The organism is Streptomyces sp. NPDC092369 (genome assembly GCF_044755245.1).
In the GTDB taxonomy this organism is placed as follows: domain Bacteria; phylum Actinomycetota; class Actinomycetes; order Streptomycetales; family Streptomycetaceae; genus Streptomyces.
The window spans coordinates 216,915-238,305 of sequence record NZ_JBIVQP010000009.1 but is presented as its reverse complement, the minus strand read 5'-3'; the positions used below and the strand labels follow the sequence as shown (position 1 = coordinate 238,305).

Annotated in this window: 16 protein-coding genes and 5 pseudogenes; 11 read left to right on the top strand and 10 right to left on the bottom strand. The window is 68.1% G+C overall.

All coding sequences use genetic code 11. The features are described 5' to 3' along the window. Positions 1-54: 54 nt before the first annotated feature. The 4 genes and pseudogenes from ACIQI8_RS41935 to ACIQI8_RS41920 form a co-directional block, all read right to left on the bottom strand. Positions 55-235: pseudogene (locus ACIQI8_RS41935) on the bottom strand (IS5/IS1182 family transposase); the annotation flags it as partial. 207 nt (positions 236-442) lie between these two features. Next, positions 443-1,321 carry an LLM class flavin-dependent oxidoreductase gene (locus ACIQI8_RS41930; RefSeq protein WP_402363404.1) on the bottom strand — a complete coding sequence of 293 codons (879 nt, stop codon included), beginning with the start codon at positions 1,319-1,321 and terminating at the stop codon, positions 443-445. After that, entirely contained in the window at positions 1,318-1,983 is a 666-nt protein-coding gene (locus tag ACIQI8_RS41925) for a hemerythrin domain-containing protein (protein ID WP_402363401.1), read from the bottom strand. The genes ACIQI8_RS41930 and ACIQI8_RS41925 overlap by 4 nt, the downstream gene beginning before the upstream one ends. A gap of 130 nt (positions 1,984-2,113) precedes the next feature. Beyond that, positions 2,114-3,013 (bottom strand): AraC family transcriptional regulator, encoded by a 900-nt coding sequence (locus tag ACIQI8_RS41920; RefSeq protein WP_402363399.1) that lies wholly within the window; start codon positions 3,011-3,013, stop codon positions 2,114-2,116. A gap of 198 nt (positions 3,014-3,211) precedes the next feature. On the opposite strand from ACIQI8_RS41920, the gene ACIQI8_RS41915 reads away from it, so the two are divergent. Continuing rightward, on the top strand, positions 3,212-3,886 hold the full coding sequence (locus ACIQI8_RS41915; protein ID WP_402363396.1) for a TetR family transcriptional regulator: 675 nt from the start codon (positions 3,212-3,214) through the stop codon (positions 3,884-3,886). 325 nt (positions 3,887-4,211) lie between these two features. On the opposite strand, the pseudogene ACIQI8_RS41910 reads toward ACIQI8_RS41915, so the two are convergent. Both ACIQI8_RS41910 and ACIQI8_RS41905 read right to left on the bottom strand, forming a co-directional pair. Continuing rightward, positions 4,212-4,328 (bottom strand): annotated as a pseudogene (locus ACIQI8_RS41910) (peptide-methionine (R)-S-oxide reductase); the annotation flags it as partial. Positions 4,329-4,476: 148 nt separating this feature from the next. Then, a complete protein-coding gene (locus ACIQI8_RS41905) occupies positions 4,477-6,753 on the bottom strand; it encodes an ATP-binding protein (RefSeq protein ID WP_402363393.1) in 2,277 nt (758 codons plus the stop codon). A 107-nt stretch (positions 6,754-6,860) separates the two neighbouring features. Between ACIQI8_RS41905 and ACIQI8_RS41900 the strand changes: the two genes are divergently transcribed. Both ACIQI8_RS41900 and ACIQI8_RS41895 read left to right on the top strand, forming a co-directional pair. After that, a complete protein-coding gene (locus ACIQI8_RS41900) occupies positions 6,861-7,694 on the top strand; it encodes an alpha/beta fold hydrolase (RefSeq protein WP_402363390.1) in 834 nt (277 codons plus the stop codon). Positions 7,695-8,058: 364 nt separating this feature from the next. Further along, positions 8,059-8,390 (top strand): annotated as a pseudogene (locus ACIQI8_RS41895) (transposase); the annotation flags it as partial. A 98-nt stretch (positions 8,391-8,488) separates the two neighbouring features. Here the strand turns inward: ACIQI8_RS41895 and ACIQI8_RS41890 are convergent. Beyond that, positions 8,489-8,848, bottom strand: a complete 360-nt coding sequence (locus ACIQI8_RS41890; RefSeq protein ID WP_402363387.1) for a winged helix-turn-helix transcriptional regulator — start codon at positions 8,846-8,848, stop codon at positions 8,489-8,491. 72 nt (positions 8,849-8,920) lie between these two features. On the opposite strand from ACIQI8_RS41890, the gene ACIQI8_RS41885 reads away from it, so the two are divergent. From ACIQI8_RS41885 to ACIQI8_RS41875, 3 genes and pseudogenes are all read left to right on the top strand, one after another. Continuing rightward, positions 8,921-9,523, top strand: a complete 603-nt coding sequence (locus tag ACIQI8_RS41885) for a carboxymuconolactone decarboxylase family protein (RefSeq protein WP_402363384.1) — start codon at positions 8,921-8,923, stop codon at positions 9,521-9,523. After that, positions 9,481-9,864 carry a YciI family protein gene (locus ACIQI8_RS41880; RefSeq protein ID WP_402363381.1) on the top strand — a complete coding sequence of 128 codons (384 nt, stop codon included), beginning with the start codon at positions 9,481-9,483 and terminating at the stop codon, positions 9,862-9,864. The genes ACIQI8_RS41885 and ACIQI8_RS41880 overlap by 43 nt, the downstream gene beginning before the upstream one ends. Positions 9,865-9,868: 4 nt before the next feature. After that, a pseudogene (locus tag ACIQI8_RS41875) lies at positions 9,869-10,437 on the top strand (transposase); the annotation flags it as partial. Between the two features lie 31 nt (positions 10,438-10,468). Here the strand turns inward: ACIQI8_RS41875 and ACIQI8_RS41870 are convergent. After that, positions 10,469-10,819, bottom strand: a complete 351-nt coding sequence (locus ACIQI8_RS41870; RefSeq protein ID WP_402363378.1) for a VOC family protein — start codon at positions 10,817-10,819, stop codon at positions 10,469-10,471. A 259-nt stretch (positions 10,820-11,078) separates the two neighbouring features. On the opposite strand from ACIQI8_RS41870, the gene ACIQI8_RS41865 reads away from it, so the two are divergent. Continuing rightward, entirely contained in the window at positions 11,079-11,333 is a 255-nt protein-coding gene (locus ACIQI8_RS41865; RefSeq protein WP_402363376.1) for a DUF6332 family protein, read from the top strand. A 551-nt stretch (positions 11,334-11,884) separates the two neighbouring features. On the opposite strand, the gene ACIQI8_RS41860 is transcribed toward ACIQI8_RS41865, so the two are convergent. Further along, complete coding sequence (locus ACIQI8_RS41860; protein WP_402363441.1) at positions 11,885-13,357, bottom strand: SpoIIE family protein phosphatase; 1,473 nt, start codon at positions 13,355-13,357, stop codon at positions 11,885-11,887. Positions 13,358-14,133: 776 nt separating this feature from the next. Here ACIQI8_RS41860 and ACIQI8_RS41855 point away from each other — a divergent pair. The 4 genes and pseudogenes from ACIQI8_RS41855 to ACIQI8_RS41840 all read left to right on the top strand — a co-directional run. After that, positions 14,134-14,277 (top strand): annotated as a pseudogene (locus tag ACIQI8_RS41855) (Ppx/GppA family phosphatase); the annotation flags it as partial. Positions 14,278-15,893: 1,616 nt separating this feature from the next. Then, positions 15,894-19,025 carry an AfsR/SARP family transcriptional regulator gene (locus ACIQI8_RS41850; RefSeq protein ID WP_402363373.1) on the top strand — a complete coding sequence of 1,044 codons (3,132 nt, stop codon included), beginning with the start codon at positions 15,894-15,896 and terminating at the stop codon, positions 19,023-19,025. Between the two features lie 117 nt (positions 19,026-19,142). Then, positions 19,143-19,523 (top strand): hypothetical protein, encoded by a 381-nt coding sequence (locus tag ACIQI8_RS41845; RefSeq protein WP_402363370.1) that lies wholly within the window; start codon positions 19,143-19,145, stop codon positions 19,521-19,523. 28 nt (positions 19,524-19,551) lie between these two features. Further along, entirely contained in the window at positions 19,552-19,992 is a 441-nt protein-coding gene (locus ACIQI8_RS41840; RefSeq protein ID WP_402363367.1) for a hypothetical protein, read from the top strand. Between the two features lie 288 nt (positions 19,993-20,280). Here the strand turns inward: ACIQI8_RS41840 and ACIQI8_RS41835 are convergent, their stop codons facing one another. After that, the gene (locus ACIQI8_RS41835; RefSeq protein ID WP_402363364.1) at positions 20,281-21,315 is read right to left on the bottom strand and encodes a LuxR C-terminal-related transcriptional regulator; all 1,035 of its coding nucleotides are present in this window, start codon (positions 21,313-21,315) and stop codon (positions 20,281-20,283) included. Positions 21,316-21,391: the final 76 nt, after the last annotated feature.

Here is a 21,391-nt window from a genome sequence, read left to right as displayed (position 1 = left end):
TTACCCCTTCTGGCAGTTACGGGACTGCCCTTAAAGGCAACGGCATTGCCTTTAGGCGAGTGTGCCGTCCAGCAGGACGAAGTCCACATCGGCCTCGCGCAGGACCTTCAGCAGACCCGGCGCACTGGGACGGGCGGAGCGTGCAGCGCCGGTCCCCCTCACGGGTGACGATGAGGATCGTGACCCACTCCACGAGCGCATGGGGTAGGTCGAGTGCGGCAGGACAGATGACCAACGAGGCCCCCGAACAACGTGGTTGAGACGTCAGACATCTCGATCAACAATCCGGGGGCCCGCTCGGTGCGCTCCATGGACCGCCACCTGATTCGGTGGCCGGCTCGAAGAAGCTCACTGGTCCGCGCCCGCGAGAGGAGCACTGGCGGCCCCTGTCCGACCGCCGCTTCGGATGAACTGTGTGCAGGTCTGTCGCAGTACGGAGCCGTCAGGCCGCGGCGACCATTTCGCGTACGGCCGGAACGACGTCGCCGGCGAACCGGCGAAGAATTTCAGGAGAGTCGGCCCGATACAGGAAAAACGTACTGACCTGCTTGTCGAGTACCAGCTCCGCCAATTGCTCGGCCCACACCTCGGCGGGGCCTTGCAGGAATCCCGGGCCGTTGCCGAACGTTCCCTCGATGTTGTATCCCCGGCGGATCTCCTGCGGCGATCTGCCAGCAGCGATCGCGGCCTCGTCGATGATGCGGTTGGCATCCGGCAACGCGGCCGGGGGGAAAAACGGAGAACTGGGAATCCAGCCGTCCCCGATCGTTCCGACCACACGCAGCATGCGCGGCTGGTAGGCCCCGAACCAGATGCTGATGGGGTGGAAGGGCGCGGGACCCGGCTTGGCGTTGTCGAGCCGGTAATGCTTCCCCTCGAACACGACGTCCGCCTTGGACGTCCACAGCGCACGGATGAGATGAGTGGCTTCTTCCAGGGCTTCGATCGACTGCCCGGCGGTGCGTGCCGGACCGCCCTCGGCGAGAATCGAGGCCCACATCTGCTGCGCCCCGGTGCCCAGACCGAGTTCGAAACGGCCACTGCTGAGAATGTCGATGGTCGCTGCGGTGCGGGCCAGCACGGCAGGCGGCCGCAACGGCAGATTCAACAGGTTGGACATGACGGTGATGCGCTCGGTCCTGGCCGCCATGGCGGTCAGCAGTGCGAAGGTGTCGAGCCGTTCGGGCCAGTACGGGTGGTCGGACAGCGACACGATGTCGTATCCGAGTCGCTCCATCAGCAGACCGAGTTCGACCACGTCCTGAGGGCGGTCAGAGCTCGGTTCGAGCAGGGCACCGAACGTCACTTCGTCGGCAGTCACGGTGTCACCTCACCGCGGGCACCCACACGTGCGGGCGTGGCGGTGCCGTACACCTGCTGCGCATGTGCGGCGAAGGCCTGGGCGGCCAGGTCGCCGATGATGCCGCTGACCTCGGGGGGCATCTGCGCGATGATGTCCTTGACGGTGTCCGGATCGGCTTCGTAAGCCATCATGCCGAAGATCAGCGGCATCTGCTCCGGTATGACGTCTCCCGCGCTGTCGGCGATCATCTGTCCCCACTCGGCGGCAGTGATGTGCTGCGAGAGCAGAGGGAGTGCGAGGTCCTCCTCGGCTGCCAGGTGCTCGGCGAGTCGGTCGGAGAGCAGGCTCATGGTGGCTGCAAGGGCTTCGCCCTGCGTGGCGTCAGCGGTGGTGCGCCATTGCGCCAGGCCGGAGCGTGCCGCGTCCAGAAGCTGGTCGATACCGGCGTGCTGTTCCTCCATGACGGCCACGATGGTCTGGGCTCGGGCCGTGTCTCGTTCGAGCAGCCGGGGCCACAGGTGCTTGTCCTCGGCGCTGTGGTGATGGTGGAGGCCGTTGTCGACGATCTGCAGGTGGTCGGCAATAACAGTGGCGCGCGTGACATCGTTGTCGGCCACGCCACGGATGAGTGCCGGGGCCAGCCCTATTTCACGGCGGAACATGATGTGGGCCATGTACATGTCGCGTACATCGGCGAGCGGTTCAGTAGTCATGATGTGAGTTCCCCGGAATTTCCATAAGAGTTCAACGATGCCGAACCTAGCAACTTCGGGATCGACGGAGCGGAAAATATCCGGAACACGAACTCCATTATCCGAGAAGCGTACGCAACGGCTTTTGATGGAACTTCGCTTCGTGCAAGGCGGCGAACCGACCCAGATGCGTGAAGCCCCAGCGGCGGGCGATGACGGCGACCGAGCTCGTGGACGGATCGGCCGAGCGCAGTTCTTCGTGGGCCCGGCGCAGCCGCACCTCACGCAGGTATTGCATCGGTGACATATCCAATTGCAGCTGAAACGCCTTCTGCAGCGTGCGCGGACTGACGCCGCAGTGGTCGGCCAGGCCGGTGAGTGTCAGCGGGTCGCCCGGAGCCGACTCGATCAGGTCGATGGCGGAACGAACAGCTCGTGATCGTACGGAGCCGACCGGCGTGCCGGGCGTCTCAGAGTGTGTGCGCGTCGACGCGAGGACGAATCCGGTCACGATGCTGTCCGCGAGCGGTGCGGCGACCAGCGGCTGCGACAGGAGACCGTCGGAAGCCATGATCTGCCGGTTGGCGAACAGGAGCAGTTGCGCCCAGTTGCGCCCGAAGCCGTCAGCGAAACTCATGACCGGGTCGAAGGCGACACGACTGGAGGAACGATCGCTGACCAGACTCGCCACCGTGGCATTCACCGCTTGCGGGTCGATACGGACGCACAGTCCGCGATAGCCGGTCGGCCAGCAGGCGGTGAGCGCTCCGCCGGGTCGATAGAGGGCGGAGCCCTGGCGATCCGACACCATGTCCATATTCATATGGCTAGATCTGAAGTGTCCCGATATCGGAATGTGAATGTAGTAGCCCGTCCCGACATCCTCGCATTTGAGCTTCATCTCGTCGGTGAAGACGACTTCGCCTATATGAACAGGGCCGAGCTCGGCGGGACGGTAGGTCGATACATGCACCTCTTCCTGCGGCAGGGTCTCGATCGTGGATGCGCGGACGAGCATCAGCCCCTCCTCGGGGTCGGTAGTGCGCCGGGGTCGGTTGTACGCCGACCCGGCTTCATGCTCCTCGCGAGGCTGGCGAAACCCATCAGTGGGTTGTCACCAACGTCGCCAGTGCCCCTCGGAGGGCGCCTGTGCGGGTGGAAGCCAGACGATGTCCTGGCACGGCAAGAAGAGACTGAAGGTCTGTAATATAACTGCATGGCGACTTTCCAACGTGCGCGCAGCGAGGAGCAGCGTGAGATCCGGCGGCGGGCGATTCTCGACACCACGGCCGCGATGCTCGACGAGATGGCCGTCAGCGAGGTCAGTCTCAACGAGCTGAGCCGACGCGTCGGTCTGGCCAAGTCCAACGTGTTGCGCTACTTCGAGTCTCGCGAGGCGATCCTGCTGGAGCTACTGGACAGCGCCAGGACCCAGTGGACGGACGAGCTGATCGAGCGGCTGCCTGCCGAGATCGACCCGGATCTGCCCTTCGGGGAGCGGGGAGAGCAGTTCGCCGCTGTGTACACCCGTTCCTTGGAGGAGCGGCGGGTGCTGTGCGACCTGCTCAGCGCGCAAGCGGGGGTGCTGGAGCACAACGTGTCGCCCGAGATCGCGGCCCGGTACAAGAGGGCGGCGATCGCCAATGTGTCACGGTTGGCCGCCGTGACGCGCGCGCACCTGCCCGAGGTGGGCGAGCGTTCGGAACAGTTGTGCGCGCAGGCGATCATGGTGGCCGGGGCGGTGTGGACCCATGCCCGGCCGTCCGCGGCCATGCTTGCCGCCTACGAGGCCGACCCCTCACTGGCCGCGCTGCGGATGGACTTCTCCTTCGCGCTGCGCGATACGCTGGCGACCCTCATCGCCGGCACGTACGCCCGGATCGCCTCCTGACATCCAGGCCGCGGCATCAAAGCGGCAGGTCGTCGGGCAGTACCCGAAACGCCTCGTGATGGCCGAGCGCGCACGGCCCCGAAGTCGCGGCGGTCGAGAGTGGAGACGGCGTCGGTGTCATGCCAGGAGAGGCCATGCGATCAGCTGATGCAGCCATGACGTGGTGGCAGTCATGACGCGGTGTCGAACTGCTCGTTCTGCACCGCACCCCGATCCGTCTCCCCGAAATCCTCGCCGACATCCTGGCCGAACTCGCGGATCAACCCCCGCCCTCCGGCGGGGACGCAAACTCGCCCCACCCAGGGCTCGAATCTGCGGTCCCGTGTCAGCCCTCGTCGGGCGTCAGCCGCAGCGAGATGCTGTTGATGCAGTACCGCTGATCCGCCGGCGTCGCGTAGCCCTCGCCCTCGAACAGATACCCAAGATGCGATCCACACCGTGCGTGCTCCGAAGAACGACGGCCCCCCCCTCCGCGGACGCGCCGACGTGGGCGAAGGGGTGCGGAAGGCGGTCGGTCTCCGCCCAGGTGGAGTCGTAGAAGAGCAGGCCGCCGGTCACCGTGGGTCGACTCCGTCGCGAGCCGCGTCTCCTCAGCCCGGACTCCCCGCGAGGCGTGCCAGGGCGGTCGCCGTCCCGGCGGCGGAGGCCGTGTCGCCGGCCGTGACGAACAGGCGTTGAGCCTCCGTGAAGTGGGTGCGGGCCTCGGTCAGTTCGCCGCACTGTTCCAGGGCTGTGGCGAGGCCGGCAAGAGCCCGGGCCCGGAAGCGCCTGGTGCCGCCGTGGGTGACGGGGGCCATGACGGCCCGGAAGGCCCGTACCGCCTCGGGCCAGCGCTCCAGGGCGAGCAGGTCGAGCGCTATCTGATGGCGGAGAATGGCCTCGGCGAACTCCTGGAACCCGGGGACGTCACCGGCCCGGGCGCCGAGCAGAGCCAGGTGCACGGTCAGCGCTTCCTCGGCCCGGCCGGCCTCACGCAGGGCGCTGCCGAGCACACGTCGGGAGACCGCCTGGCCCGCCTCGTCACGGGTGGCCGCGAAGAGCCGTACAGCGCTCTCGGCGGCCTCGGCCGCCTCCGCGGGGCGGCCCAGGCCCAAACAGGCCCCGGCGATGTACGTCGACGCCCAGGCCTGCTGCGCGATGTCGCCCACCTCCGTGGCCAATTCCAGTGCGCGGCGGGCATGTTCCTCGGCCTCCTGGTAGCAGCCGCCGCTCGCCGAGTACGTCCAGGCCAGACAGTTGAGCTGGTGGGCCTCGGCCGCCTTGTCACCGAGCGCCGCCGCCGACCGGACGCCGTGGGAGAACAGGGTCCGCCACTCGGGCCAGGCGTCCCAGCGGTCGGAGAACCAGTACAGGGTGCGGGCCGTGTGGAGGATCTCCTGGTGCCGGCCGGCCGCCGACATCACCGGCAACGCGCCTGCCCAATGGGCGCGTTCAGTGGTCAGCCACTCCTCGGCCTCGGCGGCGGACGTGGGGGTGAAGGGCGCGGGCTCGCCACTCCAGGGCTCCGGCGCGGTGTCCGGCGCCTCGAAGAGGCGGCCCGCTGCTGAGGCCGAGCGCAACAGCCAGTCCGCCAGCTGGATGTGGACCGCGCCCGCGTCCTCCTCCTCGTCCCGCAGTCGCTCGCGGGCGAAGAGCCGCACGAGATCGTGCAGGGCGTACCGGCGGGGCGTCGTCTCCTCCAACAGGCCCCGGTCGACCAGCAGGTCGAGGGAGTCCTCGGTGGTGCGAGGGTCCTCGCCGGCGAGGACGCTCGCGAGGCCCGGGCCCGCGTCATGGCCGGGCAGCAGGGCGAGTCGCCGCAACAACATGCGGTGAGGACCAGTGAGTTGACCGTAGGACAGGGCCAGCGCGCTGCGGACGGCGAGGTCGCCCGCGACCAGGCCACTCAACCGGCGTTCCTCGTCGGCGAGTTGGGCCACCAGCCGGGCCGGAGTCCAACTCGGGCGGCTGGAGAGGCGGTTGCCGACGATCCGCAGGGCCAGCGGGAGGTGTCCGCACAGTTCGGTCAGCCGGGTGATCGCCTCCGGCTGTCCGCCGGTGCGCGGGGTGCCGAGGATCCGTTCCAGCAGCCGCGCCGACTCCCCTCCGCTGAGCCCGCCGAGCCTGATCCGCCGGACGCCTTCCAGTCCGGCCAGCGGCCGTCTGCTGGTGACCAGCACGAAACTGCCCTCCGCGTCCGGCAGCAACGGCCTGGTCTGACTCTCGTCGGCCGCGTCGTCGAGGACGACCAGCGCCCGCCGCCCGGCGAGCGTGGCCCGGTAGACGGCCTCCCGGGCGACCGGGTCGACCGGGATCCGGTCGGGCGGGTGGCCGAGCGCCGTGAGTAGGAGGACGAGCGCCTCGGCGGCGGGCAACGGGGACTCGCTCATCCCGTGCAGTTGGACGCAGACACAGCCGTCCGGGAACGTGCCCGACAGCCGCCGTACCGCCTCCGCCGCCAGCGTCGTCTTGCCCTGGCCGCCCGGCCCGAAGAGCACCACGGCACGGGTTCGGGTGCCGCCGGCGAGGGTCTCCAGGTCCGCCAGTTCCTGCTCGCGGCCGGTGAAGTCCGGGACGGTGCGCAGGAGATACGGCGATCCCGGTGCACCTCCACGTTCCCGGCCGGCGTCGGCCAGCCGCTGGAGGCGCTCGCGCTGCTCGTCGCCGAGACGGAGGGCGGCGGCGAGCGCGTCGACCGTACGGCGTTGCGGTCCCCGGCTGCGGCCGCGCTCCAGGTCGCCGAGGGCGCGCACACTCACCCCGGACGCCTCGGACAGCTCCTCCAAAGTCAGTCGGGCGGTTCTGCGCAGGGAACGCAGCATCACGCCGAAGGCAGTGCCGCCGGGGGAAGTCTCGGACGGCGGTGGTTCAGGAATATGACTGGTCATCACGACAATTAAAACAAGCGCTCTCTACTTCCGCCTGCACTTCTGCCTGGAGGGAGTGGACCGTCCCTGGTGAGCTGGAGTCTCCCTAAGGACAAGGACCAACCGACATGCCCTACATCACCGTTGGCGAAGAGAACAGCGCGTCCATCGAGCTCTACTACGAAGACCACGGGACCGGACAGCCCGTTGTGCTGATCCACGGTTACCCGCTCGACGGCCACTCCTGGGAGCGCCAGGTTCCGGAGCTGCTGGAGGCCGGCCACCGGGTCATCACCTACGACCGCCGCGGCTTCGGCCGGTCCTCGCAGCCGACCACGGGTTACGACTACGACACCTTCGCCGCCGACCTCGACAAGGTGATCGAGGAGCTGGACCTGACCGACGCGGTCCTGGTCGGCTTCTCCATGGGCACCGGCGAAGTCGGCCGCTACCTGGGCACGTACGGCTCGGGCCGGATCGCCAAGGCGGTCTTCCTGGCCTCGCTGGAGCCCTTCCTGCTCAAGACCGACGACAACCCGACCGGTGTGCCCCAGGAGGTCTTCGACGGCATCTCCGCGGCCGTCACCAAGGACCGGTACGCCTACTTCAGCGCCTTCTACCAGGACTTCTACAACCTGGACGAGACGCTGGGCAGCCGGATCAGCGAAGAGGCACTGCGCAACAGCTGGAACGTGGCCGCGGGTTCCTCGGCGCACGCCTCGGTGGCCTGCGTGCCGACCTGGATCACCGACTTCCGGGCCGACGTGGCGAAGGTCGACGTACCGTCGCTGATCGTGCACGGCACCGGCGACCGCATCCTGCCGATCGACTCGACCGGGCGGCCATTCCACGCGCTGCTGCCCTCCGCCGAGTACGTCGAGATCGAGGGCGCCCCGCACGGACTGTTGTGGACGCACGCGGAGGAGGTCAACGCGGCACTGCTGGCCTTCCTCGCGAAGTAACTCCCGACAACAGACCGCCTCGCGCGCGAGGCGGTCACGGCAAGCAGCGCCACCAGTCCGACCCCCAGGCCGTCGTGAGCGCAAGTAGGCGTCCGACCCGGTCCCCCGACGATCGCGATCACGGCGGCCACACGGCGGAGTGAACGGCCGGGGCCGGGCGGGCTGGGGGCCGGCGGCAGGGCCGGTCGGGGGCACTGCCGACCCGGTCGTCGTCGGACCAGGACGCCCATCCAGCGGGCCCTAATCTGACGCTTTCACGAAGCGGCTGTCCGAGGTTGATCGGAACGCGGGAAGTTACTCCTGAACTGCAACGATAGGACTTATTGAGGGTCCTGCTGGCTGCGAGGAAATAGGCACTTCCCACGTGAAGAAGCGATTCGGGTCCTACCCGCATGTCCGCGTCGAGGGCGGCGGCGGGGTGGCCGCCCAGGCTGGGGCGGTGCCGTTGGTGGAGACGATCCGCAAGACCGGCTTTGATCAGGCGATATTCGCCGCACTCCCCCGCGGCGCAAGCAGCGGGCCGTCCACGGTCCGGGGAAGGTCCTCCTGGACGTCGCCCTCGCGGTCGCGGTGGGCGGGGACTGTTTGGCCGACGTCGGCATGCTGCGGGCGGAGCCGGCCGTCTTCGAGCCGGTGGCCTCCGATCCGACGATCTCTCGCCTGATCAGCCAGCTGGCTGCAGGAGGGAAACGGGCTCAGCCGGGCGCTCAACCGCCCGGATTGCGAAAACCCCCAAGAACTCGCACCACAAGGGGGTCGTCTGCAAGCTGACGGCCCCTCATGAACGAGCGAGGCTAGCGATCCGACGCGTTCCGTCGCTCGGCCATTGCTTCCCGCTCGGCCCAGCGGTCGGCCCAGGCCTGGAAAGCGGGATAGGCGAGAAGTAGTTCTTCGCCTTCAACGGTGAGCCGGTATCCGTTGTCGTCCTGCTCAACGATCCAGGCGGCGCGCAGCTCGGCGAGGCGCTGGTTGAGAACAGACGAGGACATCCCGTCGCAGCGTGCCTGCAGGTCGCGAAAGCTCAGCGGGCCATCGCGCAACTCCCAGATGATGCGCAGCGCCCAGCGGCGGCCGAGCAGATCGAGGAGGGCCATGATCGGCTTACCTGTGGTGGACCCGCGGACGGGCCGTCCCGGACGAGGAATGTCGGACACGGACTCTCCCTTGCACTTCTATTTCCGAAGCGGTACGTTCGTGCTTCGCTTACCGAAGCAGGAGGGTAGTTCATGACCGCAGCCTCGACCACTCCTCGTACCCCGCCGCGCATCCCGCCCCTCAACCCTCCCTATGAGCCGCACATCAAGACGATGCTCGACAAGTGGATGCCGCCTGACACGGCGGTCGAGCCGCTGGCGCTGTTTCGCACGTTCGGCGTGCACGACGAACTCTTCTCCCGGATGCTGCCGCTGGGCTCCGGCCTCCTGGGTCACGGCCGGGTCGAGCCCAGGCTGCGCGAGTTGGTCATTCACCGCACCTGCGCGCTGTGCGGGGCGGAGTATGAATGGGGGGTCCACGCCGTCACGTTCGGCAGCCCTCTGGGTATGACCGACGGGCAGCTCTTCTCAACCGTCCACGGCAGCGCGGATGACCCCGTATGGTCGCAGCGCGAGGCGCTGGTCTTCCGCCTCACCGACGCAGTGCACGCCACCAGCGGGATATCCGACGAGCTGTTCACCGAACTGGCCACACACTTCACCCCCGACCAGATCCTTGAGCTGGTGATCACTGCGGGCTGGTATCGCACGATCTCCTACGTCATCAACGTGGCGGGCGTCGAGTTGGAGCCGTGGGCCGCGCGCTTTCCGTCAGCGAACCGCTCTACCACGTGAATTCCTGCCTCTTGTACGGGCGAAGGTCTGGTGTCATCGAGATGTACCTGTTGTTGTCCACCTATCACGCATCCCTGGACACGATGGATGCGCTCCTGCCCGAACACCGGGCATACCTGGACCAATACCGCGCCGTCGGCGTCTTCTTGCTGTGGGGCCGCCGTGTGCCGCGAACCGGCGGCGTCATCGTTGCCCACGGCGTGGACCGCGCGAGGATCGACACGATCGTGGCCGAGGACCCGTTCGTCCGCGCCAACACCGCCACCTATGAAGTCATCGAGATCCAACCAACCGGCGGACTACCGGAACTCACGACCCTGCTCAACGAAACGTCTCGCTAGAGCTGTGGAGTTCGGCCCGCTCGGGATCCGGCCCACCGGCGGCAACTGCTGGGCCGAGCAGACCAGGCCGAACGGTCGCCGGCCACCTATCCCCGCACCCACGGCGTGCGGTACTTCCACGGCTGCTACTGGGTCGGCGACGAAAACCTGTGGAGCGCCAACCGATTGAGGAAGGGCGCCGAAAACACGCTGACCCCACAGAAGTCGATACGCACGGCCCAACCCGATGGCGCCCCGACCCACGTGATCCTGGACAACCTATCCGCCCACAAAGGCGCCGACATCCACCGCCAGGCCGGTAAACACAAGGTCGCATTGTGCTTCACCCCGACCCACGCCTCGTTGGCCAACCCAATCGAAGCCCACTTCGGACCACTGCGGCAGTTCCCCATCGCCAACTCCCGCCACCTCCACCACTCCGCGCAGACCCGGGCCTTGCATGCCTACCTGCGATGGCGCAACACCAACGCCCGCCCCCGCGACGCCCTGGCCGCCGAACGCAGAAAGCGCGCCCGCATCCGCAGCGAGAGGGGCATCCGCTGGGGCGGACGCCCTTTCAAAGCCGCAGCCTGATCCAACACGGCGAACCTACGCAGTCACGGCGCTAGAGGACGTACGCAATCGGATGCAGCGGCTCGTACAGACCCACCTCGCCGCCGCCGGGCAGGCGAAAGGCGGTGAGCCTGCCCCACCGCTGCTCGCTGACCGGCGCGGTGAACTCCACGCCCTTCTCCTTCAGTTCGGCAACCGTGGCATCGACGTTGTCGCACATGAAGTAGAGCTCGTGCTTCTGGTCAGCGTCCGTCGGGTGGACGGCCACCTCAGCGGGCGGCAGCTGGAGGATGAGCCAGCCACCGCCGGCGTCGACACTCTTCGCGCCAAGAATGTCCCGCAGGAAAGCGCGGTCCGCTTCGGCGTCGCGGCTGTAGAGGATGACGTGCGCTCCGTTGATCACGTCTCCCGACTCTACGTCGCCATGTCCCACAATCCGAGGGAAACGCGCCCCGCGTCCACAGCGGGAAAGGCATTCAGTGGGACAACCCGCAGCTCCCAACAACCTCCTGAACGCCACCGAATCCGGCAAACCTTTCCAGTCACAGCACTAGCTGGCACAAGTAGGACTCAAGGGACATCGGAATTGGCACCGGGCAGTCCGAGGTAGTGTCGCTGTCAGACCCAGGCGTGCGGCTTGACCGTGATGTGAGACTTGCAGCATGGACATGGGGCGTGAGTCGCGGTGGGAAAAGGACGCAATGACGGTGGAGATTGTTTTCGCCCTCGTAACTGCCGCCGTGCTGGCTGCGGTGATCTTCGCTGTCGCTTTGACTCTCGTTCTGGCCCTTGGCATCTCCGGTGCCGCGGAAAGGGTCGTGTTGGTGGGGGGCGCGCTGCTCGGAGCGATGGCCGGAGTGTGGCGTCTGGTACGGGTGCTGCTTCGGTTCGACGAGCAGCGCCGAATGGGCCGCTGACTACGGTCCTTCTCCTTGAAGTCGGTAGCCTCCCGGCGTGGGGATTGTTGAGCGGCTGGTGCCGGACGAGTTGTGGAAGCTGTTCCAGCGAGTGGTCCCGGAGGCTCCGTCGCAGCCTCAGTGCGTACCCGGACGAGAGGGCGGTTGGATCGAGGGTGCCGAGGCCTGCGGCGGTGAGGCGGCTGTTCGCTGCGATCCGCTCGAGGATGTGGTCGACGCGGGCCCGAAGTTCGGCGAGTTGGGCCGAGGTATCGAGGAAGTCCATGCGTCCGTAGTCGTTGAGCTGCCACACCAGACTTGCACCGGTAGTGGTTGGCCGGCCGCTCGGTCGTGTGTCGGTGACGCATGATTCGTGCCCAGTTCCGATGCTTGGGTTCGTCGACGCCGGACGGGTAGACAAGCATGCGAAGCCTCTGGTGGGGACGGTTCCCTTCGTCGAAGACCCATCTAACAGGGGCTTCATCCATCTGGCAGGCCAACTCCGCATCGGAGGCGGGAAGTTCGAGAAGCTCATTGCCCGCCGTCCCAGCGTCGAGCAGGCCCTGACCTCCCTACTCGGGGCGATCTGTGGCGTCTCCTTGTGTATGTCCTTGCACCGCTGCGTTCAGCTGCTGGTCCAGCGGCTCCGGCAGCGGCTGCCCCAGAGCCCAGGCCACCACGTTTTTCGCCACAGACTGCAACGAAACGTCGGTGCGCTGGGCAACTTCGCGCAGCACCTCGAATCCGCCGGCCGGTGCAATGCCGTGCACTGCGAGGAGAACACCGATGGCCCGCTCGACCGACGCGTGGGCGGCGAGCGCATGCGGGAACTCCCCGCCGGCTGCCTCCTGCCGATGCGCCCTCAGCACGGTGGGGTCGCGAGTGCCTGCACCCGGGGGGCCGTGCCAGTCCAGGCACAGGACGGTGGCGTCGTCCCGTGGTGGCAGGCCTTTGTAGGCATCGGTCACCGCGGTAACCAGCGCACGCACCACCTCGCGCGGATGCTCGGTCGCGGTGGCACGCAGGAGGCGAGGCAGGCTGACGGCTTCGGCTTGGCGCTCCTGCATGCCGTCGGTGTAGAGGATGAGGCGGTCGCCTGGGCGCAGGTCGATGTCCTGCAGCTGATAGGGGCCCTGCTCGACGAGTCCGAAAGGCAGGTTCACGGCCAGCTGCAGGACCTCGACTGTGCCCTCGCGCAGCCGGAGCGGCCACGGATGACCGGCATTGACGAGCTGGGCACCGGTCCCGTCCAGCGCGATGCGCAGCAGTTGGCCAGTTGCGAAGGAAGGTCGGCCGTGGTCGAGGAGGGCTTGGTGGGTCTGGCGGGCCTGCTCGCCAAGGTCCGCTCCGGCGCGGCGGGCACCGCGGGACGCGTTGATCAGGAGGGTGGCCATGAGCGAGGCGTTGACGTCGTGGCCCATGGCATCGGTGATGGAGAGGTGCAGTGTCTCCTGGTCAAGGCTGTAGTCGTAGGTGTCACCGGCGATGTCGGAGGCCGGGACCAAGGCCCCGGCGAGAGTGAACTCGGGAGCCTCGCAGGAAGCGGCCGAAGGCAGTAGCTGGCGCTGGATCTCCGCGGCCAGACTCACCGCGGTGGTGCGGTTGCCCCAGTGATAGAGGTCGGTGAAGCGGCGGTCGGTGACGATGATGTACGCCAGGGCGTGAGCAGCTTCCTCGACCTGTTCCAGCACATCCGCGGTGACCTGGGCCAGGAACAGCTCCAGAACGCCGATGGTGTCCCCGCGGTTGGTAACCGGGGCCAGCACCCGCCACCCCTGCCCTCCTTGCGGGGCTTGCACCAGTTTCTGGGTGCGCAGCACTTCGTCGTAAACGCTGCTGCCGGCCAGGGCAACCTGCGCAGCACGGTCCTCCTGCTGTGTGACCGCCGTGTCGTGGACCCGCAGCAGGCGCCGTCCGACGATGTCGACGAAGAGAAAGGACACATACCGCGCATCGAACCGGTCGCGCAGATTGCGTGCCACGACATCGAGCGACGCCACCGGAGCGGCATCCTCTGCCGCAGCCAGCACATCCGCCAGTGCCATCCGATCACGCAACACACCAGCCTCCTTGATTACGCAATCTTCTTCCCGTCGGCACGAACCGCACCACCGCTGTGACGGTTCTCTCAGCATGTACACGCCCCGGTCACACTTCTCCCCACGGGACGCGACCTCGTGGTCAGGTTCATCAGAACGTGCCTGCACTGCATCTGCCTCTGCCCGGTCCGCGCCTCGGTGCCTTCCTGGCCGCCGTCGACGTCACGGATCCGACTGAACCCGCCGTGTCTGACGCGGCACACGTCCATACCCCTGCGGATCTGCCGCGGTTGGCGGCCTGAGGTTGACCTGCCCGCAAGCAGGCTGCAACCTCTCTTCACCGTCGTGCTTCTCGCCCCTTCGGCTACATCAGCCCCTCGACGACGAACACTCCCGCTTGCGGACCCTCTGTCATCCCTAGGGGAACGATCGACCAGCCGTTCGGCCCGCCGCGGCGGGCCGAACTCATCGCCGACCATCAATTTCCAGACTCTCGTAGTCGGTCTTGGTATCAGCGATCACCGCGCTCTCGGCCACGACGGCCTCGGACTCTCGGCGCTCGTCCCGGCAGCGCTGATCAACATCTGCTTCGGTTCCGCGTCCTCAACGCTGTCGGTCTCCGGGCGGGGCCGTCGCCGGTGTTCAGGCTGTGGCGCCCGCGTCACGAATGCGGGACGGCGCGATGATGCGCAGGGCCAAGGCGAACGCGGTTCCGGCGAGACCGACACGGTGACCGGACGGGCTGATCGACTGGCAGGGCTGTGTAGGGGTACCCGAACTTCCTGCGTATGAGCGTGGTGGATGTGGACCCGAACACGGTCCGGCTCGCGGTGGCGGACATGGATGACGGGGTGCCGCTGCCGGTCCACACCGCGAAGTGGAGGCTGCGCGCTTCCCAGCAGATCGATCCGGACGGGCGACTTCCACGATCGCGAACTGGGCGCGCTCACCCTGCTCAACGCTCGCACCGGAGAATTCCTGGTGGGTGACGCCCATCTCGCGTAGGTCCTGGCGGACTCCGCCGCGCCGGCTTTGATGCACTGGTCCGTTACCCCCGGCGTGACGACGTGGTCACACGGGTCCGGAGCGCTCTGTCCACCAAGACTGTCCTGGTCGCCAAAGGGGATGATCGCCGCGTATGAGGGGGTGCCCTTGATTGAAGCAGGGCGCCGTTTGGACGCCTACGCCGACCGTTACCGCGTCAGCCTCGCGGCCCCCCGCCCAAGCCCTGGTCGAGGGTGACATGGAACTTGTCGCCGTCTACCGAGGAGCCGTCGGGAAGTGACGGGATCGCTCCTGAGTGGGAAATGCGCCTGTCTCATAAGCCGGCTCCCCCCGCTCGTTGGCCGAACGAGGGGAGCCTCGCGCTGATGTGCTCCCGGGAACCGACCTGCGCGTGAGTTGAGAGTACTCCCCCGACACAAGCGGGCCCTTGGCGCCGCAGGGCGTAACGCCCACCGCCGCATCAGCGCAGCATGACCTGCGGTCGAGAATGTCGCCGCTCCCCCGCACCAGCCACTGCTGTGGGGCTGCTGGTCACCGACCAGGTGGGGCCACATTGTCTTCGGCGTTCTAGGGATACGCGCTCCGCGGAAGCCCCGTACCGACATGAGACTGGCCCGGCCTGCTGGTCAATACGGCCGCTGCAGCGAAAACGGACGGACCGCCGTGAACGAGGGCGCACGCGCCGACCTCGGTCTGGACTGGGCGATATAGGTAAACAACCTCGCCCGCTGGAGAGTCCACGACGTCCGGAGTCCCGGGAGGGCAGACCTCCCGGAGACCGATGCAGCACCGGAGTTCCCGCTGCGGCCCATCAGGCGCTCGTGCGCTTCGCCCAAGAGGCGATACCAACTCCCGTGCAACCAAACCTCTTCCTTCGCGGGTATGAACCAGTGACCGCTTCAAGCGGCACCGGATTCCGGCGATCAGGAGGAGAAGGTGCGTAAAGCCGCACTCGGATTGTTCGTGACACTAGCGGCTCTGCTTGCCGTAGTACCGCTCGCCGGCGCCAACGCCGGCCAGACCGAGACCGTCGCCTGCTGCGGCGGGACGGGGAGCTTCCCGTAACCCACCCCCGTCAGCGCAATGGTGGCTGAGGGCCCGTCAGCTTGCTGGCGGGCCCTTCGCCTCGTTCGGAACCGCGGTTGCCCCAGCGAGGTGCTGCGTCCAGCTCACTGGCGGTGTCCTCGTTCATGGTGACGACGGCGGGTTCGCAGCCAAGAGAGAGAACGGGCACACGGCGCTCACGCGGGAGGCGCTCTCGGCCTGAGCCTGCTCGCCCGCTTCGACCTGTTGCGCCAGCAGTACAAGTCAGACCTGGTAGTGCTCAAAACGTACGCTGGGACCGCCGCCGATCCGGTCGACATCCTCGAGCCGACCCGCCCCAGCGAGGCTCTGCCGCGATCGACTCAGTGCCCCACCGGCTTTCGGCCGGTGATCACCGGCGGACCCGAACCGGCAGACCGACCGGAGATAAACTGTTCTGCTGCGCTCGCCCTGACCGACCACCAGGGAACGGCGTGAATCGGGGGCATGATCCATGGACATCGAAGTGCTGGGCCCTGTCCGGTTACGGGACACCAAGCTCGGCGTGATCACGCTCGGGGGGCCCAAGCAGCGCACACTTCTGGCCCTGTTGGCGTGCGAGGGCGGCCGGGCGGTGCCGAACGACCGGATCGTCGACGCGCTGTGGGGTGAACGACTGCCCGGAGACCCCCGGCGGTCTCTGCACACGCACATTTCGGCCCTGCGCAGGATTCTTGGCCCGGGAGTGCTGGTTCGGGAGGGCGACGCATACCGGATCGACCTCCCGGCATACCGGGTCGACGTGCGCACCTTCACCGACGACGTGGCGGCCGCCCGCCGTGCGGCCGCCGAGTGCCGACACGAGGACGCCGTGGATGCGTACGTCCGGGCGTTACGTCGGTGGCGCGGTGCGGCACTGGGCGGAACCTCGGGCGCCTGGGCGGTCGGAGAGAGCAGTCGGCTGACCGAGCTGCGCCTGGACGTCCAGGAAGACCTGCTGGACGCTGCCGTTGCGCTCGGCCGGGACGTCGTACCGGTGGACGAGTTGGCGGCCGTGATCACACGTCATCCGCTGCGGGAGCGGCTGCGTGGGCACCTCATGCTCGCGCTCGCCCGGCAGGGCAGGCAATCGGACGCGCTGATCCAGTATGAGGAGGGGCGGCGGGTCCTCGTCGAGGAACTCGGCATCGAACCCGGTCTCGAGCTGCGGGAGATCCATCGCCGGGTCCTCGCGGGCGCAGACGGCGGACCACGACCCGGCGACCGGCTTCAGGGGTCACCTACCCGACTCGTTGAGCCGCCCGCCCGCCGAAGCTATCCCGCAACTCTCCCGACGCCCCGTCAACTCCCACCGGACACCCCGGACTTCACCGGCCGCGCGGCTGTTCTCCAACACCTGCTCGAGGTCCGGGATCCGGTGCTGACGATCGCCGGCGCCCCCGGCGTGGGCAAGACGGCCCTGATGGTGCACGCCGCCCACCTGCTGCGTCGCCGCTTCCCCGACGGTCAGTTGTTCGCCGAACTGCACGGCACCCGGGACCGGCCCGGGAACTCCGACGAGGTGCTGGGCCGGTTCCTGCTCGCCCTTGGCGTTGCCGAGGCCAGCCTGCCGCGACGTACTGGCGAACGCGTCGACCTCTACCGCACCCTGCTCGCCGACCGCCGTGTGCTCGTCGTCCTCGACGACGCGGCCGACGAACGCCAGGTACGTCCGCTGCTGCCCAGCGGAGCGCGCTGTGCCTGCCTTGTCACCAGCCGGTGGCAACTCGCGGCGCTGGAAGGGGCCCGGCGGCTGGACCTGCCCGAACTGGAGGACACGGACTCCCTGCGGCTGCTGGAGCGCGTCGCCGGTTCCGCCCGGATTGAGGCCGAGCGCGGCCTGGCTCGGGACATCGTCGAACTGTGCGGGCACCTGCCGCTCGCGGTCCGGATCGCCGGAGCCAAGCTGTCCGCCCGCCCCGACCTGACGCTGCACAGGTTCACGGGCCGGCTGCGCGAGGAGCACCGGCGGCTGAACGAACTGGCCATCGGTGATCTGGAGGTGCGAGGCAGCCTCGCGCTCAGTTACGCCGGTGTCTCGCCCCTGGCGCGGGCTGGTCTGCGAAGGATCGGCTGGCTCGGACTGCCCGACTTCCCGGCGTGGCTCGTCGCCATCCTGCTGGACAAGGGCGCCGAGGACGCAGAAGACGTCGTCGACGAACTGGTCCGCGCGCAACTGCTACAGATCGCGGACACCGACGGCACCGGCACCGTCCGCTACCGCCTGCACGACCTGACCCGACTGTTCGCCTATGAACGTGCCGTAGCCGAGGACGAGCCACACGTCCTGCGCGCTGCGGCCGAGCGTGCGGGTGGCGGCTGGCTGACGCTGATCGAGGAGGCGTCCAGCCGCACCCCCGTACGACTGTTGCGCCCGGGCCCGTCGGAGCATCGCGGGGCGACGGCGGTCGCTGCTCGGGTTCGGGAGACGGTACTTGCTGCGCCGGCGGCGTGGTTCGAGGCGGAGCAGTCGGCTCTCGTGCGCATGGTCGAGCGCGCCACCGAAGTGGGGCTCGGCCCGCTCGCCACCGAGCTGGCGGCCACCCTGTGCGCCTCCTCGTTCGCGGTGCACAACCGGTTCCACGCGTGGTGGCGCACCCACTCCGTGGCCCTCAAAGCCGCACGCCGGGACGGAGACCGTGCAGCGGAGGCGCTCCTGCTGGCCGGTCTGGGCTGGCTGCGCGGCGAACAGGACCGCCTGGACGAGGCCGTCGACTACTACGGTCAGGCCGTGGCGCTGTACGAGGACACGGGAGACACCGCCGGCCTCGTGGTGACCCTGCTGAAGCTGAGCGGGGTTCTCGCGGAAAAGGGAGAGTTCGTGGCGGCACTGGCCGCCCTGGACCGGATCCACCCACTGCTGCACACCCACCCGGACACCGGCGCCTCGGCGGGGGCCCGGCACAGCCGCGGCAGGATCCTGACGGAGACCGGCCGCCTGAGGGAGGCCCGCGACGAACTCGCCGCGGCCCGACGCGAGTTCCGTGCGGCGGGAGACGAGCACGGTGTCGGCCTCGTGCTGCGCTCCCTTGGCATCGCCCGGCGCGCGGCCAACGACTGGGAGGGCGCGGCCCACGACGCTGCCCGGGCACTTGCCTCGCTGCGTGGGTCAGGTGACCGGTTGATGACCGCATACGCCGCACAGGCTTTGGCCAAGACCCGGATCCGCCAGGGGCGGGTGACCGACGCCCAGGATCTGCTTCGGGACGCGCTGCAGGTGTGCAGCGAGATGGACGACGGCTTCGGCCAAGCGCTCGTGCTGCGCACCTGGGGAGAGAGCGAACTCGCCGCCGGCCGGCCGGAGGACGCCTGCCGGTCCCTGAGCCGGGCCTTGGAGTGGTGGGACTCGCTGGGTCTCCCGCTGTGGCGCGCTCGCACCCTGCGTGACCTGGCCCAGGCCCTGTGGCTGCTGAAGCGGAGGAGCGAGGCGGCTGAGGCGCGCGACGAGGCCAGGGCCACGTTCCGCCGCTTCGGAAGCAGGGAGGCAGACGAACCCTTCCCCGTACCGGACGTCACGGCGTCTCCCGCAGCCGAAGTGCCGGGGACCTCCACACCGGTGCCAACGCCCTTGGCGGCCGAGCCACAGAATCTCCGCAGTTTTCTTTGAGTCCGGCCCCCTAGCGTCGGCTCAGGGACCGCTTCAGCCCACGACAACGGGGGTTGTCCATGTCCACCACGCCCTCACCTCCTCGACCGCATTTGACTGGAGTGCGATCCGATGCATATGAGAAAGTCACTCGCCGTCCTCTGCAGCGCCGCCGCGCTGACGGGCGGGCTCGGCACGCTCGCCGCGCCGCCCGCTTCCGCGGCGAGTGGGTGCTGGCAGAGCGCGGGCTCATGGTGGTGCTACAACCGTGTGGGCGCGCCGGTCTACGGTTACAAGGATCTGGCCTTCCTCTACCCCGACCCCTCCCGGATCGTGGGCTACATGTACTCCAACCCCAGCTGGTTCACCTGTCGTTGGGAGGGCAGCGGGTCGGAGTACTACGTGGGCGGACCGCATCCCTACCGCTGGGAGTGGACGGTGGCCGACAACGGGGCGAGGGGCTGGATGAAGGACACCGCCATCAGCAGCGAGACCAACCCGATACCGTCCTGTTTGTGACCAGGGCGCGAAAGAAGAGGTGATCCACTTGCTCGGCAGTTTCCTCCGCACAAGCGTCGCAGCCCTGGCCATGGGCACCGCATTGGTGTGCGTCGGCCCGGTCTCCACAGCGTCGGCAGCACCCGCTGGCGACCCCGGCGCCTGCGCGCCCAACGGCCGGACCAGTTCGCAGGGCCCGGAGTACGTGTGCGGCCTGTGGAAGGGCAACGTACCGGTGTACTCCTGGCCGTTCGCCGACCAGCCGATCGTCGGCCACCTCAACCAGGGCGGACGAGCCAACTGGTTCATCGGGCAGTGCCAATCGGTCAACGACAACGGAACTCCCGCCTACTTCCGGGACGGCCCGTACTACAACAGCTGGTGGGCGTACACCCTGGCGGACAACGGCCGCTGGGGCTGGGTCCCACTCGTCTACTTCTCGGGCGGCGCGAACGACCAGCAGTCCGCGGTCCTGCCTTCTGCCTGTTGACCCGCCCCTATGCCGAACACCCCTGAACAAGGGCTTGCAGAACAACAACTTGCGGGTTTGAAGACCTGCCCTCTCAGGACAGCGCGTTTTCCGTCGACGGGTTGTACTTCTGCAAGCCCTAAGGGTCAAGCGGCGGCGCCCGACGTAGCGTTCCTTCCCTGACGCGCGGGTGACGGGGGCCGACCCGGCCTACGCCTTCAACGCTCGTGCTCCGTGAACCGGTCGCGGTCGTCCGGATCCACTGCCGCTGGACGCCGACGGGCAGCTGCGCCGGCGTGACGGCCGCGCTCACCCCTCCGTATCCCCGAACAGGCCGCGTTCCTGGGCCAGTAGGGCTATCTGGAACCGCGTCCGTGCGCCCAGTTGTCTGCCCAGATCGCTGATATGGGTCTGCACGGTCCGGCGGCTGAGGCGCAAGGCGCGTGCGATGGCGTCGTCCTTCATGCCGGCGGACATCAGACGAAGGATGTCCCGCGTCCGAGTGTGCAGAGCGGGCTCTTGTCTTTCGGGGCTTGCGGCGTGCGAAGCGGGGCGGCTTTCCAGCGAGAGGGGCACCGCACGCTCCCATACGCTCTCGAAGAGGGCGGTCAGTACTTCGAGCAGCGTTGAGGAGTGCACCACGAGTGAGCCTGCGGCGGGATCGTCTTTGCGTAGCGGCATGATTGCCGCGACGTGGTCAAAGATGACGAGTTTCATGGGGAGTCCGGGCAGCAGCCGCAGCTCCCCTTCGGTCGGGGCGCCCCGGAGAGCTGTTTCCAGGCATCCGTCGTCGGCGATTCCGTCGCTGTCGTAAACGGACCGGAGCCGGACTCCGGGACGGACCGTTGCGCCTGCAGCGGTGGACGTGTCGGTGGGGGCGATCCGCCGGGTCACGTAGGGCGGTCTCGCGAAATGCAGCACCTCGTGCCGACTGCTTCTCAGAAGGTGGGCGTAGCGGGCGCCGACCTGTTCGTCGCTCTCGACGACCTCGAAGAGATCCGAGGCGATCTGGCGTCCGGGGACCGTGCGATATACCTCGTCGAGTTGTTCCGCGTACAGCTCGGCTCTGGCCAACTCCTGTCGTTTGCGGGCCAGAAGGGCGCCCAGCGAGGAGCGGGGTGGACCGGCGCTCCAGCGCGCGGGCTGTCCCTCGATGCGTACGGCCAGGAGTTCGGCCTCCAGGGATCGTAAGGCCGTCCGGGCCGCCGCGGTTGAGACGCCGGTCCCTGCCGCGACCGCGTCCTCGTCCGCGCCCGGATGGCTGACCAGGTACTCCAGTGCCTGCCGGGCGACAGAGCCCAGGCCGGTGCCTGCCCACAACGCGTCTGAGGAGGACACGTCCATCAGCGACTCCTCGGAAGATCGGAACGAGGTGCACGCTGATGCTACGCAAGTGCGCAACTGCGCGGGCCCGCAGAGG

What these genes read in the sequence shown, in the direction of transcription:
- ACIQI8_RS41925 (WP_402363401.1), bottom strand. Translation starts at nt 1,983, where the DNA reads ATGTACATGGCCCACATCATGTTCCGCCGTGAAATAGGGCTGGCCCCG.
- ACIQI8_RS41920 (WP_402363399.1), bottom strand. Translation starts at nt 3,013, where the DNA reads ATGCTCGTCCGCGCATCCACGATCGAGACCCTGCCGCAGGAAGAGGTG.
- ACIQI8_RS41915 (WP_402363396.1), top strand. Translation starts at nt 3,212, where the DNA reads ATGGCGACTTTCCAACGTGCGCGCAGCGAGGAGCAGCGTGAGATCCGG.
- ACIQI8_RS41905 (WP_402363393.1), bottom strand. Translation starts at nt 6,753, where the DNA reads ATGACCAGTCATATTCCTGAACCACCGCCGTCCGAGACTTCCCCCGGC.
- ACIQI8_RS41900 (WP_402363390.1), top strand. Translation starts at nt 6,861, where the DNA reads ATGCCCTACATCACCGTTGGCGAAGAGAACAGCGCGTCCATCGAGCTC.
- ACIQI8_RS41885 (WP_402363384.1), top strand. Translation starts at nt 8,921, where the DNA reads ATGACCGCAGCCTCGACCACTCCTCGTACCCCGCCGCGCATCCCGCCC.
- ACIQI8_RS41865 (WP_402363376.1), top strand. Translation starts at nt 11,079, where the DNA reads ATGGACATGGGGCGTGAGTCGCGGTGGGAAAAGGACGCAATGACGGTG.
- ACIQI8_RS41860 (WP_402363441.1), bottom strand. Translation starts at nt 13,357, where the DNA reads ATGGCACTGGCGGATGTGCTGGCTGCGGCAGAGGATGCCGCTCCGGTG.
- ACIQI8_RS41850 (WP_402363373.1), top strand. Translation starts at nt 15,894, where the DNA reads ATGGACATCGAAGTGCTGGGCCCTGTCCGGTTACGGGACACCAAGCTC.
- ACIQI8_RS41845 (WP_402363370.1), top strand. Translation starts at nt 19,143, where the DNA reads ATGAGAAAGTCACTCGCCGTCCTCTGCAGCGCCGCCGCGCTGACGGGC.
- ACIQI8_RS41835 (WP_402363364.1), bottom strand. Translation starts at nt 21,315, where the DNA reads ATGGACGTGTCCTCCTCAGACGCGTTGTGGGCAGGCACCGGCCTGGGC.